This is a genomic window from Nitrosospira sp. Nsp2, from assembly GCF_003050965.1.
Taxonomy (GTDB): Bacteria; Pseudomonadota; Gammaproteobacteria; order Burkholderiales; family Nitrosomonadaceae; genus Nitrosospira.
In genome coordinates this window covers 397,690-415,215 of sequence record NZ_QAOU01000003.1, presented here as the reverse complement: position 1 = coordinate 415,215, position 17,526 = coordinate 397,690, and the positions used below count along the sequence as shown (strand labels likewise).

Annotated in this window: 18 protein-coding genes, 1 tRNA gene and 1 pseudogene; 11 read left to right on the top strand and 9 right to left on the bottom strand. The window is 54.6% G+C overall.

Features of this window, described 5'->3' with window-relative positions:
* Positions 1-48: 48 nt before the first annotated feature.
* A pseudogene (locus C8R31_RS09535) lies at positions 49-299 on the bottom strand (DDE-type integrase/transposase/recombinase); the annotation flags it as partial.
* A gap of 158 nt (positions 300-457) precedes the next feature.
* Between C8R31_RS09535 and C8R31_RS09530 the strand changes: the two are divergent.
* The 7 genes from C8R31_RS09530 to C8R31_RS16270 all read left to right on the top strand — a co-directional run bounded on the left by C8R31_RS09530 (position 458) and on the right by C8R31_RS16270 (position 6,055).
* A complete protein-coding gene (locus tag C8R31_RS09530) occupies positions 458-976 on the top strand; it encodes an HD domain-containing protein (protein WP_219907494.1) in 519 nt (172 codons plus the stop codon).
* 518 nt (positions 977-1,494) lie between these two features.
* On the top strand, positions 1,495-1,713 hold the full coding sequence (locus C8R31_RS16285; RefSeq protein ID WP_219907493.1) for a type I restriction-modification system subunit M N-terminal domain-containing protein: 219 nt from the start codon (positions 1,495-1,497) through the stop codon (positions 1,711-1,713).
* 124 nt (positions 1,714-1,837) lie between these two features.
* On the top strand, positions 1,838-2,431 hold the full coding sequence (locus C8R31_RS16280; RefSeq protein WP_219907492.1) for a class I SAM-dependent DNA methyltransferase: 594 nt from the start codon (positions 1,838-1,840) through the stop codon (positions 2,429-2,431).
* Between the two features lie 6 nt (positions 2,432-2,437).
* Positions 2,438-3,598 (top strand): hypothetical protein, encoded by a 1,161-nt coding sequence (locus C8R31_RS09520; RefSeq protein ID WP_107693819.1) that lies wholly within the window; start codon positions 2,438-2,440, stop codon positions 3,596-3,598.
* Positions 3,595-4,056 carry a three component ABC system middle component gene (locus C8R31_RS09515; RefSeq protein WP_107693818.1) on the top strand — a complete coding sequence of 154 codons (462 nt, stop codon included), beginning with the start codon at positions 3,595-3,597 and terminating at the stop codon, positions 4,054-4,056. Before C8R31_RS09520 ends, C8R31_RS09515 begins: the two co-directional genes overlap by 4 nt.
* Position 4,057: 1 nt before the next feature.
* Positions 4,058-5,257 (top strand): hypothetical protein, encoded by a 1,200-nt coding sequence (locus C8R31_RS16275; protein WP_219907491.1) that lies wholly within the window; start codon positions 4,058-4,060, stop codon positions 5,255-5,257.
* 84 nt (positions 5,258-5,341) lie between these two features.
* Positions 5,342-6,055 (top strand): DUF3732 domain-containing protein, encoded by a 714-nt coding sequence (locus tag C8R31_RS16270; RefSeq protein WP_219907490.1) that lies wholly within the window; start codon positions 5,342-5,344, stop codon positions 6,053-6,055.
* Between the two features lie 212 nt (positions 6,056-6,267).
* Here C8R31_RS16270 and ychF read toward each other — a convergent pair whose 3' ends face one another.
* The 8 genes from ychF to C8R31_RS09470 form a co-directional block, all read right to left on the bottom strand.
* Positions 6,268-7,359, bottom strand: a complete 1,092-nt coding sequence (ychF, locus tag C8R31_RS09505) for a redox-regulated ATPase YchF (protein ID WP_107693817.1) — start codon at positions 7,357-7,359, stop codon at positions 6,268-6,270.
* A gap of 104 nt (positions 7,360-7,463) precedes the next feature.
* Positions 7,464-8,045, bottom strand: a complete 582-nt coding sequence (pth, locus tag C8R31_RS09500) for an aminoacyl-tRNA hydrolase (protein WP_107693816.1) — start codon at positions 8,043-8,045, stop codon at positions 7,464-7,466.
* A gap of 105 nt (positions 8,046-8,150) precedes the next feature.
* Entirely contained in the window at positions 8,151-8,837 is a 687-nt protein-coding gene (locus C8R31_RS09495) for a 50S ribosomal protein L25/general stress protein Ctc (RefSeq protein ID WP_107693815.1), read from the bottom strand.
* A gap of 108 nt (positions 8,838-8,945) precedes the next feature.
* Positions 8,946-9,896, bottom strand: coding sequence for a ribose-phosphate pyrophosphokinase (locus C8R31_RS09490; RefSeq protein ID WP_107693814.1), 951 nt, complete (start codon positions 9,894-9,896; stop codon positions 8,946-8,948).
* 109 nt (positions 9,897-10,005) lie between these two features.
* Positions 10,006-10,080: transfer RNA gene (locus tag C8R31_RS09485), tRNA-Gln, on the bottom strand.
* 3 nt (positions 10,081-10,083) lie between these two features.
* Positions 10,084-10,947 (bottom strand): 4-(cytidine 5'-diphospho)-2-C-methyl-D-erythritol kinase, encoded by an 864-nt coding sequence (ispE, locus tag C8R31_RS09480; protein ID WP_107693813.1) that lies wholly within the window; start codon positions 10,945-10,947, stop codon positions 10,084-10,086.
* Positions 10,940-11,590, bottom strand: coding sequence for a lipoprotein insertase outer membrane protein LolB (gene lolB, locus C8R31_RS09475; RefSeq protein ID WP_181320520.1), 651 nt, complete (start codon positions 11,588-11,590; stop codon positions 10,940-10,942). Before lolB ends, ispE begins: the two co-directional genes overlap by 8 nt.
* Positions 11,591-11,658: 68 nt before the next feature.
* A complete protein-coding gene (locus tag C8R31_RS09470; RefSeq protein WP_107693811.1) occupies positions 11,659-13,377 on the bottom strand; it encodes a tetratricopeptide repeat protein in 1,719 nt (572 codons plus the stop codon).
* A 247-nt stretch (positions 13,378-13,624) separates the two neighbouring features.
* Here C8R31_RS09470 and C8R31_RS09465 point away from each other — a divergent pair, with 247 nt between their 5' ends.
* From C8R31_RS09465 to mutM, 4 genes are all read left to right on the top strand, one after another.
* Complete coding sequence (locus tag C8R31_RS09465) at positions 13,625-14,374, top strand: ABC transporter ATP-binding protein (RefSeq protein ID WP_107693810.1); 750 nt, start codon at positions 13,625-13,627, stop codon at positions 14,372-14,374.
* Between the two features lie 4 nt (positions 14,375-14,378).
* Positions 14,379-15,122 carry an ABC transporter permease gene (locus tag C8R31_RS09460; protein ID WP_107693809.1) on the top strand — a complete coding sequence of 248 codons (744 nt, stop codon included), beginning with the start codon at positions 14,379-14,381 and terminating at the stop codon, positions 15,120-15,122.
* Between the two features lie 3 nt (positions 15,123-15,125).
* Entirely contained in the window at positions 15,126-16,481 is a 1,356-nt protein-coding gene (locus C8R31_RS09455) for a GldG family protein (protein WP_258192651.1), read from the top strand.
* Positions 16,482-16,631: 150 nt separating this feature from the next.
* Positions 16,632-17,453 carry a bifunctional DNA-formamidopyrimidine glycosylase/DNA-(apurinic or apyrimidinic site) lyase gene (gene mutM, locus C8R31_RS09450; protein WP_107693808.1) on the top strand — a complete coding sequence of 274 codons (822 nt, stop codon included), beginning with the start codon at positions 16,632-16,634 and terminating at the stop codon, positions 17,451-17,453.
* Positions 17,454-17,526: the final 73 nt, after the last annotated feature.

The following is a 17,526-nucleotide window of genomic DNA, read 5'->3' as shown; positions in this document are numbered from 1 at the left end:
TTTGCAGGCCAGTGTTGGCTAAAATAGATAATGGAGGAGTTACGATCAGCCGCGATCCGAATGCAGGACGACCGTAGTTTTTGCCTTACGTTGCCACAGCGCCATGAGTACGGCTTGTAACACCAGTTGCCGATCCTGGCAGTGGCTCATCGACCAGCCTACCAGGATGCCCGAGTACAGATCCACGACTATGCACAGATAAAGCAGCTTTCCTGGGTGCGCACATAAGTTATGTACGCCACCCACCGGGTGTTGGGCTTACTTGCTGTAAAGTCGCGCTGCAGATGATTATGCACATTTATCTTAAGACGTGATGGAGTATAGATATGATCGTCAGCGAAATTTCCGGCGTTAGAATCCTCAATAAGCCAAACGCGCGCGAAGCAACGCAGTTCATTAAAGATACCGAGAGTGGCTTTCTATTTGAGCACTCTACCAGGGTCTATTTTGGGGCGCCTTGGCTGGAAAGCGTAAGGGTCTGAGCTTCGATCCGGAACTTTTCTACACCGCAGCCATGTTCCATGATGTCGGCCTGACCGCCGGCTTTCGAGAAAGCCGGTTGCGCTTCGAGGTGGATGGCGCCAATACCGCGCGCGATTTCCTGCGGAGCCACCGCATTTCGGAAGCTGCTATCGAGAGAGTCTGGCTTGCGATCGCGCTGCACACGACGCCGGGAATTCCCGTGCATCTGCACCCCATCGCCACACTTACTGCCGCAGGCGTTATGATGGACCTTGTGGGCCTTGGCTATGATCAATTCACCCATACGCAGGGGAATGCTCTCGAAACGGCTCATCCGCATCCACCACGACTTTCGGAGGACCTTCTGCAAGCCCTTTACGACGGTCTGAAGCGTCGGCCTGAGACCACTCATGGCACCGGCCTCGCCGATGTGGTGGCGGACAAGGATCCCCATTTCCACCGCACGGACTTTTGCAGCCTGATGCGAAATTCCCGGTGGAGTGCCGGAAAATAACCTGGAGTGTCCGCTAAGGTGCGGAGCAATCCAACGTACTATTAAACGTTAAACCGGAAAAAGCAGCTTGAGTTGCCCGTAGTAACTCGCATTGAGGAGTTCCTACCGATTTTGTACCGGTTTTGGATTTCCCTCTGGTCAACTGGCGTATCGACAGAACTGACTCTAGTTATTGATTCATTCTTCTCGCGATATCTCCCGAGCTATTCACCTTCACGCTCACTCATCACGGCTCAGGCGAACGACATAGCTGAGTGTTTAGCCTTGTCTGTTAACACTATCTACTGAAAAACGGTCGCGATCAATCGATTTTTCGGGACGGCTCCCTGTCGTCCGGCAACGGCAACGGATAATGCTATAGCTCGTCAGTGGAATTTAACGGACAATAACAACCTTCCTCGGCTGAATGAATACCGCTTTACCGAGACAGAATACAACTTAAGGGAGACCGCAGCCGATGGCCCTACATCAATAGCCGTCCACGACAGCGGCCTCGAGCTCGTTGAGGCAGATTATTTATGCATTGGATAGCTCCTTCCGAAAAAGACTCCGCTTCCAAGTCGCTCGAAAAGCGCCCGTGGGATGCCGCCGACCAGTTCCGAGCCAATTCGGGCCTCAAGGCGCAGGAACATTCCGGACCTATCCTTGGCCTGGTCTTCCTGCGCTTTGCCGAAATCTGTTTCGCCCTCCAGCGCAGCAAGCTCGAAGGGGGCGAGCGCATCATCCCGCAGAGGTAGCCGGGTTGATGAACCCACCGCCTACCACGCCGAAGGCATCCTCTACCTCGCCCCTGGGGCGCACTTCGACTACCTGCTAACGCTGCCCGAGGTGGCCGACATCGGCCCCAAGGTGAATGGTGCAATGCGCGAGATCGAAAAGCACAACCTGCAGCTCGCCGGCTTGCTGCCCAAGACCTATAACCTCTTCACTAGGACCCGGCTCAAGGAGCTGCTAAAGAAGGTGTCCGAAATTCGCGCCGGCATCGATTTCGATGCCTTCGGCCGCATCTTTGAATATTTCCACGGCGAGTTCGCCTGTACCGAAGGACAGAAGGGCGGCGAGTTCTACACGCTGAGCAGCATCGTCAAGCTGCTGGCCGAGGTCATCGAACCCTTCCACGGCCGCATCCTCGACCCCGCCTGCGGCTCAGGCGGCATGTTCGTGCAGTCCGCGCGCTTTGTCGCGGAGCCCCAGAAGAACCCCGCTGCCGAACTCGCCATCTGCGGCGTCGAGAAGGCCGATGATACCAGCCGCCTATGCCGCCTTAACCTCGCCGTGCATAGGCTAGAGGGTGACGTCCGCCACGGTGGCAACGTCAACAGCTACTACGACGACCCGCATACCGCCCCCGGCCAATTCGACTTCGTCCTCGCCAATCCGCCCCTCAACGTCAACGCAGTGGACAAGGAGAGGCTCAAGGACATCGGTGGCGCTAGCGCCGCTTCCAAGGTTTGAGGGGCTGTGGACGAAAAACTCGATTTTGACGCAACCAAACTTTTTATAGCCCTCAAGTACCAGATACTGGTGGCAATGGAGTATTGCCACTCGCTTGAGGATGGTGAAATCCTATGGATTGAAGTCTTTGGTGACGTAACAGTCGCGGACAAAAAACAGATGGAGGTTAAGTACTATGCCGACAATTTGACCGATGGCCACCCTAACTTCTGGAACACGTTGAATAACTGGCTCAAGCCAGAGTCCCGATTTCGACAGTACTCCACCCTAGTTCTGCTGACGACACAGAGCCTCGGTGAAGATACGAGCCTGAAAAATCGGGGGAGTCTAACCGCTAAGCAAAGATTGCAGGTGCTGGAGGATATTCGCAGCAATTCGGAAGCAAGGCTGGCGGGGTCCGGCAAGATGACTGCTTCCAGGAGCTTAGAATTGCAGCGTAAAGTGCTTGCGGATGATCGCCGCGTAGATCTCATGGATGCACTCTCAAAGATTCAGATCGTCACCGACCAGTCGAGCCTTATGGAGCGCATCGCGCACTATAAAAAACAGCACTTGCGCGCCATCAGTGCTCATCACGGCGATGATTACATGAACGATATGTTCGGCTTTATGACCAGCCCGAGTTTCATGACCACTAGTTGGCAGATTACCAGCGAAGCGTTTACTGATAAGACTCGCGAGTTGACTTCACGATACATGGTGGGAACTTGGAAGTTTCCCAAAGTGGATTATAAGGCGCTAGAGCGCAAGGCGAGTGAGATGGATGTTCAAACTCGCCGGTTCGCTGAAAAGCTCAGTGAGATTGGTGCTGATAGCAGTATCCTTGAAGCGACAGTAGATTTGTTACATGCGCAACACTATATCTACGAGCTGATCAAGGATTGCACCGTTCCTCAGTCGGACATCGAGGACTATAGGCGCAATCAATACAGATCCCATATCAGTAGTTGGCGTAGTTATCTTGCCCAGTGCCCGTCTAGCCTGAGCATCATTGACCTGCACAAAAAGTCACAAGCGTTCTATTTTGATCGATGCGCGCTGCAGGTTGACCGGCTCTGTAGATACGACTACACCCCTATCGAATTTCGCAACGGGATATACCAGATGCTGGCAGACGAAGAACCGGGCACTCGGTCACAAGAATTTCATTGGAAGATGTGGGAATGAGCAGCAGTCCAATTGATCATCTATTTACGCTCCAGCGCACCCCATTCGCTCTGGCGCCCGTCATCCATCGGTTTTATGAGTTCTCGGACGCCAAGGAGCAAGACGTGCTGCTCAGTTATCTAGTGCTACCGATGGTGCTTTATCCGCCCATGCGCACTTTCTTGATGGGCGCCCGGGCCACTAGCTCGCTGAGAACGCTGTGTAAGGAGCAGAGCCGTTTAGTGGGCCTCGCGGCAAGAGTGCAGGACTTCAAGTCGCTAACCAATGCAGCGCTGCTGATCCTAACCGCAGAGCGCGGCATCAAGGTTGCCGACAACCTATCGGTGAGATCGATCGGGGAAGTGCGAACGGCCAACGCAAACAAAGAGCTCCTGGAGGTGGGGCAGAAGCTTGCCACGGTCTTTGCAGATGTAAACGTCGTTTCTATTTACAGGACGTTAGGGTTGAAATCGCTATGAAGTGCTTTGTGAAGTACATGGTGTGGTGGATAACGAGAACAAGCTCCACTACGTGCCGTTTCGGCCGGGGCTAAACATCATAACCGGTAAGTCGTCGACGGGTAAAAGTGCGATCATCGAAATCTTCGATTACTGCCTAGGCAGTACTGAGGATACTACTCCGGTGGGGGTGATTACGGATCGTTCAGAGCTGTTCTTCACGGTCTTCCAATTCCCGACGTATATGCTAGTAACGGCGCGTCTTGCGAAGTCCAACCGGTGTTTCCTACGGGAAGTGGTAGGTAGTGATTCCGACTACCTGTTGGGTTTACTCAAGCAACCGACAGCGTTCTTTGATAACCGCCATTTCATGCCCTTGGACGATTTCAAGAAGAGCGTAGGGCGGCACTTTGCGATAACAATGGAGAACATCGACGAGGACCCGTTCATCAAGGCAAGCGGTCGATGGAAAGCCGAAACCCCTTCGGTGCGTAGCTTCTCGTCTTTCATGTTGCAGCACCAGAACTTGGTAGCGAATAAGCACGCAATCTTCTATCGCTTCGATCAAAAATACAAACGAGACCAAGCGATTGACCATTTCAAGATTCTGATGGGCTTGGTGGGCGAGGAATATTTTGATCTGGCCAAGGACTTCGAACGGGCCAAGTACGAGCTGAAGAAGATTCAGACGCAGATTCCCCAGCAGGAGAAGCGTAAGGAAGACAGTATTAAGGAGAATGACCGGTATCTGGCTGAGTTCAAGGCTTTGGCAGGTGCTCCGTTAGTCGAGATAACGGCAGAGGAGATCTGGTCCAAGCCCAAATCGGTGTTGAAGATCATCTCGGGACGCTTGGTCAGGGTCCAAGTGCTATCGAACCAAGTTGAAATTCTGCGTGGGAAGTTGCTGGATGAACGGGCCGACATCCTCGTCAAGAAGCGTAAGGCGCAGGGACAGTTGCGCCTGATCAACGGTTCCATCAAGTCTGCGGTGCAATTCGGTTTGGATCTGACCGGCGATGGTATTCCCGACTCGACGGAATTGGACAAGTCCCATTGCCCATTGTGCGAAACTCAGACGTACGTCCCGGTAACCGAGGCGAACAAGCTTGCCGCTGCCATCGAGTGGTTGAATGATGAGCTGGAACTGTCTGCGTACGCGCGTGAGAGCTTTGTGAATCAACGCCGGAAAGTCGAAAGTGAGCTCCAAGAGATCAACGAGTAACTCAAACGTACCCAGGCTGACCTACAACCGCTCGATGAGGAGATTGAGAGGCTGCAAACGTCGAAGTCGATTGATGAGCAGGCCATGAAGGCAAAGCTGAAGCTAGAAATAGCAATCCAGCGGCAGATCGATAAACCGCTGTCGGAATTAGCAGAAGAGGAGAAACGCTGGAAGGAGCGGGTGAAGGTGCTTGGCGAGCGACTGGCGGAGTACAACGTCGCCGAGCGCTTGAACGGTCTACAAGACGCGATCAATACCAAGATGTGCGAGATCGGCGAATATTTCGATTTCGAGGAGACCTACAAGCCGGTCAACCTAAAGTTCGATCTCGAGTCATTTGATCTCTGGTACCAGCGTGACCCAAAGACCCGAGTTTACCTGCGCTCGATGGGTAGTGGGGCGAACTGGCTGCACTCGCACCTGGCATTGTTCATGTCGCTGCACTACCAATTTGCTGCGCGCTCAGACGAGGGCTGCAAGATCCCGCCAATCTTGTTTCTGGATCAGCCGACTCAGGTGTATTTCCCGGCTTCGCTGGATGACGGCGAGGCATTTGAGCCAACAGAGTTGGCAAAGCAGGCAAAACGGGAAGGGAAATTGGACACCGACCTAAACTCTGTGACCAACATGTTCACGCAGTTTGCTAAGTTCTGTGCGGAAACCGAGATGAAGACCGAGGTGATGCCGCAGATTATCGTCTCAGACCATGCAGATAATCTGGAGCTCGGGGAGGGCTACGTGTTCAAGGACTACGTGCGGGCGACATGGCGCGAACGAGGGTTCATCGCTGATACTTGATAGGCCTGAGTAGGACTAGCCAATTGGAGTCCAGCGATCAGTATGGCGACTGGCGCTGACCTATTGTTTCGACATGTCCGCTCTGGCCGATTCTTGCTACACGCCAAAACAGCCATTCCCACGAAAAGAAGTGAAATCTCTCAGTCCTTTCGGTATGGAGTTATTTGTATTCTCAAACATCGGCGAACATGATTGAACGTTAATTAGTCTGCTCAGACGTTAAACCGAAAATGCATCACGTCGCCATCCTTGACGACGTACTCCTTGCCCTCCAGCCTCATCCTGCCTGCCTCCTTCGCGCCCTGCTCGCCGTTGCAGGCGATGAAGTCGTCATAGCTGATGACCTCGGCACGGATGAACCCTTTCTCGAAATCGGTATGGATCACGGCAGCGGCCTGCGGCGCCGTATCACCCTTCGATATGGTCCATGCGCGCACTTCTTTCACGCCGGCAGTGAAATATGTCTGCAAGCCAAGCAACTGGTAGGCGGCACGGATCAGGCGATTTAGTCCCGGTTCCTCAAGATTCATATCCGCAAGAAAGATCTGCTTATCCTCATCCGGCATGTCGGCAATTTCCGCCTCCAGTGCGGCGCAGATGGCGACAACCGGTGCGCCCTCGCCCGCCGCGTACTCCTGCACGCGTTCCAGCAGGGGATTATTCGTGAAACCTTTTTCGTCGACGTTGGCAACGTAGATCGCGGGCTTGGCCGTCAACAGGCACAAGGGCTGCAACAGCTGCTCTTGTTCTTTGTCAAGCCCCAGGCTTCGGACAGGCTTCCCCTGGTCAAGGTGCGCCCGCACCATTTCGAGCAGCGCCACAAACTTGATCGCTTCCTTGACCCCCGATTTGGCAAGTTTGCTTTCGCGTTGGAGCGCTTTTTCCAATGTAGCCAGGTCAGCCAACGCCAATTCGGTTTGTATGGTTTCAATATCCGAAATTGGATCAACGTTGCCGGACACATGCACAACGTTATCATCGGCAAAACATCGCACCATGTTGATGATGCCATCGGTTTCTCGAATGGTAGCGAGGAACTTGTTGCCCAGTCCTTCCCCCTTGGAGGCGCCCGCAACAAGGCCGGCGATATCTACAAACTCGACAATGGCAGGCTGTATCTTTTGCGGCTTGACGATTGCAGAGAGTGCGGCGAGACGCTGATCGGGAACTTCGACAATGCCTATATTGGGCTCGATAGTGCAGAACGGATAATTTTCGGCGGCGATACCCGCCTTGGTCAACGCGTTGAAGAGAGTGGATTTCCCGACGTTGGGCAGACCAACGATACCGCATTTGAGACTCATAATTTAATCTGTTGTGAACGACTCGCTTTGGATCGATGTGACGGAACGAGGCGCAGCATGCCTCGAAGCCGAAAGGGAAGCGATGCGGCACTATTTCGCACGGCTTATTTTTCCTCTTTATCCTTGGTGTGCAACTTCATCATTGCAGCCTGGCAATTGCCTTGCGCGATCAGCGGCCAAACCTCCAGGCTGCGCTCGATCGCCTCGTCTATGAGGACCGACTCTTCTCTGCGCGGAGGCTGCAACACATAATTTACCACCCCGTTCTTGTCGCCTGGATGGCCAATGCCAATGCGCAAGCGCCAGAAATTCCGCGTGGCAAGATGCGCCGCGATATCCTTCAATCCGTTGTGCCCCCCCAACCCGCCGTCCAGCTTTAGTCTGGATGTGCCCGGCGGTAAATCGAGTTCGTCGTGGACCACGAGCATTTGCTCGGGCTCGATTTTATAAAAACGGCACAATGCGGCAACGGCGCGTCCGCTCGCGTTCATATAGGTCTGTGGATTGAGCAGCCACAGTTCGGACTCGCCTTGGCCGATACGTCCGCACAGGCCGTGAAATCTGGGTTCCGCTTTTAACGCAACGCCTAATTGATCGGCCAGCCGCGATATCCACCAGGTGCCGGCGTTATGGCGCGTAGCGGTGTATTCCCTGCCCGGGTTGCCAAGACCGACAATGAGTTTCATCAAACGCGACGAGTGAAAAAACCTGCGTTATTAAAAAGAAAACCCGCCGGAACCGGTTTAAGTCCAGCGGGCCCACATGAAAAAACGGCAGAGAAATCGCAGGTACTATTTCTTCTTCCCAGCGTCCTTTTTTTCGCCTTCCTTGGCAATACCCTCTTTCTTCTGCACAGTGGTTGGAACCTCCGTCGCAGCAACTGCGGCAGCCGCTTCGTCGGAAGCAACCGCGCGGGGAATGACGATGGTGGCAACCGGTAGGTTGTCCCCCTTTATAAGAGATGGAATTTCCACGCCCTCGGGCAGCGTCAGGTCGCTCAAGTGCAAGGTGTTGCCAGCAGCGAGATCAGCCAAATCAACCTGAATAAACTCGGGCAGATCCTTCGGCAAACAGGAAACATCGAGTTCGGTTAGCACGTGGCTGACGAGACCGGAGGAAAGCTTAACCCCTGGCGCAATATCCGCGTTAATGAAGTGCAACGGCACTTTCATGTGAATTTTTTTGTTGGGGTCGACGCGCTGGAAATCGATATGCAGAACCAGAGGCTTGAACGGGTGCATTTGGATATCACGCAAAAGCACGGTTTCTTTTTGGCCCTCAACCTCCATCGACAGGATGGACGCATGGAAGGCTTCCAGTTTGAGCTGATGAAAGAGGTTGTTATGGTCCAGCTCGATGGGCTGTGCCGGATTTTCTCCGCCGTAAATGATTCCGGGCACCTTGCCCGAACCACGCAGGCGGCGGCTCGCACCTGTGCCCTGCAATACGCGCTTGTTGGCGCTGATTTCGATCTGCATTATTTTCTCCAAAATGTGGATCACCCGCGACCAGATGATTCCGGTTATTAAAACTTGTAAAACTTACTTACGCTGTGAAAGCTGATTCCGGCAAAGAGCGGTATCCTTCTACTCCATGAACAGCGAACTTACTGAATCCTCGTTGCTGATCCTCAACATTGTTTCCGCCAGCAGACTCGCCACGCTCAACTGCTGAATGCGCACACAGGTTTTAGCATCCTCCCGTAGAGGAATGGTATCTGTAACCACCAGCTTATCCAGGGCGGAACTCGCAATCCGCTCCACCGCATTACCGGACAGAACCGGGTGCGTGCAATAAGCCAGCACGCGTTCCGCCCCATGCTCCTTCAGGGCTCGCGCTGCTTCACACAATGTATTGGCGGTGTCCACCATATCGTCCATGATGACACATGTCCGCCCCTGCACGTCACCGATGATATTCATTACCTTTGCAACGTTGGCCTTGGGACGCCGCTTGTCGATAATGGCGAGATCGCACTCCAGCCGTTTTGCCATTTGCCTGGCCCGTACGACCCCTCCGACATCGGGAGAAACCACCACCAGATTCTGAAAATCGCTTTTCCATAAATCACCCAACAGGATGGGCATACTATAGATATTATCGACCGGTATATCGAAAAAGCCCTGAATCTGATCCGAGTGAAGGTCCATGGTCAGCAGCCGGTCGATTCCGACAGTGGTCAGCATATTCGCCACAACTTTCGCCGTGATGGGGACCCGCACAGAACGCGGCCTTCTGTCCTGGCGGGCGTAGCCGAAATACGGGATTGCCGCCGTGATGCGGCCGGCCGACGCGCGCTTCAGCGCATCCACCAGTACCAGCAATTCCACCAGCGTATCATTGGTCGGCATGCAGGTAGATTGCAATACGAATACATCCTTGCCCCGGACATTCTCAAGGATTTCCACCATCACTTCGCCATCGCTGAAGCGCCCTACCGTTGCACGCCCAAGACGGATATTGAGATGCCGCACCACATCATGCGCCAGCTTGGGATTGGCGTTCCCGGTAAAAACCATCAAGCTATCGTAGGCCATGACTGGAAGTTTTAGGTTAAAAAGCTCTAAACCGGGAACCGGGGGGTGCAGGCAAATGACGCGGTTAACGCCATGTGATCGACTCGCCCCGGATTTCGAGACTTAAAACTGGCTGGGGAGGTAGGGATCGAACCTACGAATGCCGGAATCAAAATCCGGTGCCTTACCACTTGGCGACTCCCCAATATCACTGTTCCACAAAATCATGCAAGGGATGATGATCCAAACCCCGCGCCACGAAACCACACATACCGGATGGGAGCTGGCTTAGTGCCGCTCTTGCTGTGGGCTCAGCGGCGAACTCGGCAAAAACACAAGCGCCGGAGCCCGTCATAGCCGCCATCCGCGGGCTGTCAAGCTGCTTGAGCCATTCCAGGTAGCGCGCTACCTCGGGATAAAGGCGGCATACCACCGGCTCAAGATCATTATGCCCGTGCTCGACCGAAAAGGGCGGTATTTTGATTGGAATCGTGTTTCGTGTCAATTCCTTACTGCCAAAAACCTGAGCGGTTGGTACTTGGGCGGACGGCGTGAGGACCAGATACCAGGCCGGTGGCAGGTCGATGGGTACAAGTTTTTCGCCGATACCTTCAGCGAAGGCACTCTTACCAAAAATGAACACAGGCACATCCGCTCCCAGTTTGACCCCAAGCTGGATCAGCCGGTCCCGTGGCCAGTTCAGCCCCCACAAGCGATTTAGGGCCAGCAAGGTCGTGGCTGCGTCCGAACTTCCCCCGCCAAGGCCGCCTCCCATCGGGATGCGCTTTTCCAGAAGAATATCCACGCCGCTGGACACGCCACTCTCCTGTTGCAGCAAGCGTGCGGCGCGCACGCACAAATCCGTGTCTTCGGGCACGCCGGGTATGGGCGACAGCAGCTTCACGGTACCGTCGTGTCGCAGGACGAAATTCAGTTGATCGGAGAAATCAATCAGGCGGAAAACCGTTTGCAAAAGGTGATAGCCGTCCGCCCTGCGCCCTACAACGTGCAGGAACAGGTTGAGTTTCGCCGGAGCGAGGCAGGCAAGCCTGGACACCTTCGCATCAGTCATTAAGGGAAATCCAGGTATCAATCACGAGTTTTATTTGTAGGCCGTTGCGTGTGAGCATCAATAACTTCGGGAGGGCGACTTGTCCCTGCATAGCCTGCGATGGCGAGCCGGGAAAATAACTTGAGTAACCGATCTCCCATCCGTCCTGTCTGATAGCCACAACGCGCCCATCCGGACCCGTGTCTATCGCCGCTGTGGTAGCAGGAGAATTCGTGCCCTGGACCCAATATTGCAACCCCATCAGGGGCAAACGCCAGCCGAGCACCTGTTCCGTCAGGCTCTCCACATCGCTCGCGTAATAATTCTCCTGCTCCGAAGTGGCCAGATGAACACCTTCAGAAGTCCGCTGAATCTGTGCCAGAGTTTGCCCCAGCGGATTGAGCAGCAGGATTTCGTCGCGGCTACCGGAGTGTTGCCATTGCACGCCACCCGAAAAACTTTCTTTGCCGCCTTTTACCGACGCCCTGCCAACCAGCGCGAAAGCCGCCGACTGAGCATTGGCCATCTCTGCCACAGGCTCGGCGATGACAGTACTGATAGCCGTTTGCGGGGTAGGAGGGGCAAGAGCCGCGCACCCTGCAATAAATTGCGGCAGGAGAACGAGGCCCCACCAGCGAGCAAAAAAACGGTTTTTTAAGGGCAAACTGGCTCCGGTCAGGGTTCGAAACGGCTCTAGGCCTCCTGCATAAGCCATCTTTCCGCCGTGCTGCGCTACTTCATGAATTTCTTCATGGTACTGAGCAGGGCTTCATTGCCGGGATGGTTCTTTAGCGTCGTACGCCAGATTTTTTCCGCCTCATCCTTCGTTCCCTGCACCCAAAGCACCTCCCCCAGATGGGCGGCAATTTCAGGGTCGGGATTGAGCACGTACGCTTGCTGCAGGTAGCTGAGCCCCTGATTGATATTGCCCATACGGTAGTGTACCCAGCCGAGACTGTCCATGATGTAAGGATCGTTGGGCGAAAGCGCGATCGCTTTTTCTATGAGTTCCAGAGCCTCCGGCAGCCGATCGCTGTGCTCGGCAAGACCGTAGCCGAGTGCATTGTACGCGTGAGCATGATCCGGCCTCAACTGGATCAGCTTGCGCAAGTCCGACTCCATGATGTCGTGCTTCCCGATTTTTTCCGCCGCCAGGGCGCGGTCATATAGCAGGTCGGGATAGTCGGGGAGTTTTTCCAGGCCCTTGCTGAGTAACTGAAACGCTTTCTGATACTCGCCCGATTCCCGTAGCAATTGCGCTTCGGCAATCATCAACTGGGCGCGTTGCTGGTCATTCGTGGCCGGTAATTGCCTCAGGTGCTGCAGCGCTTCGTTCGTCTTGCCCTTTTTGCTCAGCAGGAGAGCATACTTGATTTGTGCCGGGATATACTGATTCCCGCTCGTCACTGAGCGGTACCACTCCATTGCCTGATCAATTTGCTGATTTCTTTCATGCAGGCCACCGAGATAAAAGCGCACCATGCCGGCATCGCGGTATTCCAGTTCCAGCGCTCTCTTGAAATTAGACTCCGCCACATCGTAGTCGCGCAACTCCATCGAGAGCAGGCCCACAGCCACGGCTACGTCCGCATTGTCCGGATTTTCCTTCAGCAAGCGCTGAAACTCGTCTCTCGCCTTGCTGTAATTTTTTTCCGCCAGCAGCAACCGGGCATAGGTGACCCGCGTATCGTTGGCTTTGGGATAATTCTTGAGATACTCTTCGTAAAACTGGAGTGCGCTTGCATTGGAATTACGCGCCAGTATTCGTCCTTGATAAATCGCGGCCATCTCCCACTCCGGTCGCAGCGCCAACGCCTGTTTCATTTCGGTCAGCGCAATATCGAATTCGTTGGCGAACCACGCCGCCTGGGACACGGCAAAATGGGCTTCCGGCAGCTTTGGATAAGGCGCGGCAAGTTGCTTGACCAACTCAAAAGTCGCGTTTTTATTGGGGCTGCGTACCAGCAGGGTGTTCAACTGCATGAAAGCCTCATCAATATTATTTCCTGCTGCCGCGAGAAATTTTTCGAGATGAGGCCGGGCTTCATCCAACCTGTCGGCACTTACAAGCAGCGCCGCCAGCGTCTGTTGGGCGGTTACCGATTCCGGACTGACCTCTACCCAGATCTGGGCTGCTTCAAGCGCCGGTACAGCCTGGCGCGACTGAAGCGCGATTTCAGTTGCCCGCTGTGCCACTCGCGGGTCCCGGGTCGTTCTTGCAAGCTTCAGATAGGTACGAATGGCGATTTCCTGGTCGCCACGCTGCAAGGCCGTTTCCGCCACCAGAAAATCAAACAGCATGGGTGAAGTCAGGTCCTGCACGGGCAGTTTTGGCTGACCAGCACGAAGCTTTTCCGCCCGCTTGTCCGCATTGATATCGGTTTTCGCCGGAATCTGCGCACAGGCAGCAAGAAAAAGCAGCGCTAATGCGCCAGGAATTCTAAGACTCATGGAAAAATCCAGACTAAGGTTCGAAAAGGGCTCTAACTGGCGGGATTGTCCTTCAGTACAGGGCACATATTAGGTATATTTTACGCTTATCACAAGTGGACACCGATACGGATGATCCTCCAGGTTTATAGGCAGCCCCCTAAAATCAAAGTTCCGCCCTTCGCTCTCGTAGTGAGCGCGGCAATGCGAGCAGGATGTGATAAATGAGCTCGATATGCTGTAAGTTGGACTCTTCGCAGGTCACGTCATGACCGCACAAATCAAGCCTGCCATTCTTGCTCGCGGCTTATCCCGCCAATTCGGCCGGCGTATAGTCGTCCATGATCTCGATCTGGAACTCGGCCATGGCGAAGTGCTCGGGTTTCTTGGCCCGAACGGTGCGGGCAAGTCGACTGTCATGCGCATGCTAACCGGCAACCTCGCTCCCAGCACGGGCAGTATCGAAATATGCGGGATCAATTTGATGGACAGGCCAGAAGAAGCCAAGATCCGGATGGGATATCTCCCCGAGACACCGCCACTCTACCGGGAGTTAACGGTGAACGAGTATTTGCGGCTTGCAGCAAAACTGCATCGTGTAAACACCTCAAAAGCTTCGTCCGCCCTCGACATGGTTACCCAGCGGTGCGGGCTGCGCGGCACAGGCGAACGCCTGATTGGCTTGCTGTCTAAGGGCTACCAGCAGCGGGTCGGAATCGCTCAGGCAATCATCCACGATCCAGATGTAATCATCCTCGATGAACCCACCGCGGGACTCGATCCTAACCAGATACGCGAGATCCGAAGCCTTATCCGTGAACTCGGCGCAGAGCGCAGCGTCATTGTTTCCACTCACATCCTGCCCGAAGTGGAAAGCATATGCGACCGCGTGCAAATTGTTAACGAGGGTCGAACGGTATTCACGGGCTGCATCGCGACGCTGAAAGAAAAAGGCATCGGCCTGGAGGCAGTGTTCCTGCGTTCCACAATGGGTTCGGACAGTTTTGAAGACGCCTGATCGGATGTTCACGATCGCTCAAAAGGAATTAAAAATACTGTTTTGCTCGCCGCTGGCCTGGGTGATATTGGCGCTGGCGCAGGTGGTCTTGGCATGGGTTTTTCTGGCGCATCTCGATACTTTTCTCCAAATTCAGCCGCAACTGATCAGGATTGCCAATCCCCCCGGGGTCACCGAAATGATTGTCGCGCCATTATCTGCAATGGCTGCCGTCGTGCTGTTGACCGCGACCCCGCTCTTGACCGCGCGCCTTATCGCCGAAGAACGCCGTAACCAAACCCTGACATTCCTGATCTCCGCTCCGGTTTCGATAAGCGACATCGTGCTGGGTAAATTTCTCGGGCTGATGATCTTCTTCAGCACCATAATTGCTTTGGTTGTCGCTTTATCCGTTTCGCTGCTATTGGGCGGTTCGCTTGATTTTGGCCTGTTACTGAGCAATATCGCCGGATTATGCCTGATATCCGCCTGCTTCACTGCTCTCGGCTTATATATCTCATGCCTCAGTGCTCAACCTGCCACAGCCGGTGCGGGCACGCTGGGCGTCCTGCTGGGCCTCTGGGTCGTGGATAATGTTACCGCCGAGAGCACCGACGGCATCGCCCGCGACCTCTCGCTGCTCGCTCATTATGCAAACTTCAATCGCGGCATGATCGACAGTTTTGATCTTGCGTACTTTGCGATTTTCACTCTGATCTTTCTGGTGCTGTCTATCCGCAGACTGGATGGCGAGCGTTTGCATGGTTGAGCCATGTCCGCGATGAACAGTAAGCGGCGCTGGCACTGGCTGGTGCAGAGTGGCCTGTTTTTGGCGCTGGTGGCCGCGCTCGCGGGTCTGCTGGGTTATCTGGCATGGGAAAACCGAATTCAGTGGGATGTCAGCCACAACGCGCGCAACAGTCTGAGCCCGGCCTCGATCGACGTGCTGAAAAACATGAACGGTCCCATTGCGATTACCGTTTATGCGACGGCACAGGATGCGCAACTGGGAAACATATCCAAGATAATTGGTGACTTCCTCGCGCTCTATCAACGCATCAAACCCGATCTGACCATTACTTTCGTTGATCCGGACGAGCACCCGCAGCGCGCGCAAGCAGCGGGTGTCCAGGTCAACGGCGAGACAGTGGTGGAATTTAATGGCAGGCAGGAACGTCTGGCAACATTCAACGAACAGGCGCTGACAAATTTACTGATGCGCCTGGCGCGCTTCGGCGATAAACGGGTAATGGGTCTCGCCGGACATGGGGAGCGCAGGCTCGACGGCATCGCCAGTCGCGATCTCGGAGAATTCGGCAAGCAATTAACGTCCAGGGGCTTCACCGTCCGCGTATACAACCCGGCGATTATTGGGCACTTACCCGTGGATACAAGCGTGTTGATTATTACTTCACCGCAAGTTGACCTGTCAGAGGGAACGGTAGAAAAGTTGCTTGTTTATGTCGAACGAGGTGGTAATCTTTTGTGGCTTGTGGACCAGGAACCGCTGCATGGGTTGCAACCGCTGGCTGAGAGACTGGGACTGACTCTGACTGCGGGAGTCGTGGTTGACCCTCAAGCCGAGCAATTGAGAACCCCTGTTACATTTGCGCGGGGCGCGAGCTATGCCCAGCACCCGGTCACCAATAATTTCGACTACCCTACCATCTTTCCCTTTGCCCGCCAGATTGCGCTCAATGAGAGCGAGGATTGGCAAAGTGTTGCCCTTGTGGAAACAGCGCAAAGCGGATGGGTGGAGACCGGTAAGCTTGATAGCGGACTCGCCTTCGATCCGATGTATGATGTAGCCGGTCCTGTCCCGATCGCCGCCGCAATGAGCCGCACCGTGCAGGACCACGAGCAGCGGATTGTCGTGATCGGTAGCGGCCATTTTCTTGCTAACGCCTATCTCGGCTACGGAAAGAATCTGGATTTCGGCATTAATGTCCTCAATTGGCTGGCGGCCGATGACGATCTCATCGCCATTCAGCCTCGAGCGACACTCGACAGCAATCTGCAGTTGGCCGAACCAGCGCTGACGATGATAGCCTGGAGCTTTCTGATCGTCTTGCCGCTGATTTTTCTGACAAGCGGCGCAATGATCTGGTGGAAACGGCGAAGGAAATGAACTCCCTGCCCTCCGTTTCAGCATGAAGAGAGGAAAGGCCGGGTCACTTGCGAACGCCGGCTGACCAAGAGTCCATGAGTTTAAGGACACTGCTGAGATGCCGCTCGAAACTCGGTTTACATTCTCAGTTTATATTTGCGGACTATTCACTTGCCTGAATTACCTGAAGTCGAAGTCACCCGGCGGGGGATCGTATCCCATCTGGAAGGCCGTCGCATAGCCGGGGCGCAGATAAGAAACCCCAATCTGCGTTGGCCGGTCCCTCCTGATCTGGACCAAACACTCCGGGGTGCGGAAATTCACCAGGTAACCCGGCGCGGAAAATATATCTTGTTGGATTGCGGCAAGGGGACGTTGATCCTGCATCTTGGTATGTCCGGCAGTCTCAGGTTGCTGCCGCCCAGCGCAATCACGCCGCCGGAAAAGCATGACCATGCCGATCTGGTTCTGGATAATGGCGTGGTTCTGCGCCTGCGTGATCCGCGGCGCTTTGGCGCGATACTCTGGGCGTATCCAGACGTGATGAAGCATGCGCTGTTGGCGCAGCTTGGGCCCGAGCCGCTCACGGAAGGCTTTACCGGAACCCTGCTGTACAGGAGAACCAGGGGGCGGCACGCGAGCATCAAGGAGGTGTTGATGAATAGTCACATCGTTGTAGGGGTGGGGAACATTTACGCTAATGAAGCGCTTTTTCGCGCGGGCATTGCTCCCACGACCGCTGCGGGCCGGCTGGGAGCAACCCGATGCGAAAGATTGGTGCAAGCGATAAAGGTCACGCTCGATCTGGCGATTGAAGCGGGCGGCAGCAGCTTGCGCGATTTTGTTGATAGCGGGGGAAATCCGGGATATTTTCAGCAGCAGTACTGGGTGTATGGCCGTACCGGCAAGCCCTGCCGCAAGTGCGGGACAGCCATCTCCCAAATAAGGCAAGGACAGCGCTCAAGTTTCTATTGTCCGCATTGTCAAAAATGAGCCAGAGGGAGTTCCGCATTTTCTCTGTATCGTGATGAACCTTTCTCACCCCTGCATCGTTTGCATCTATTGA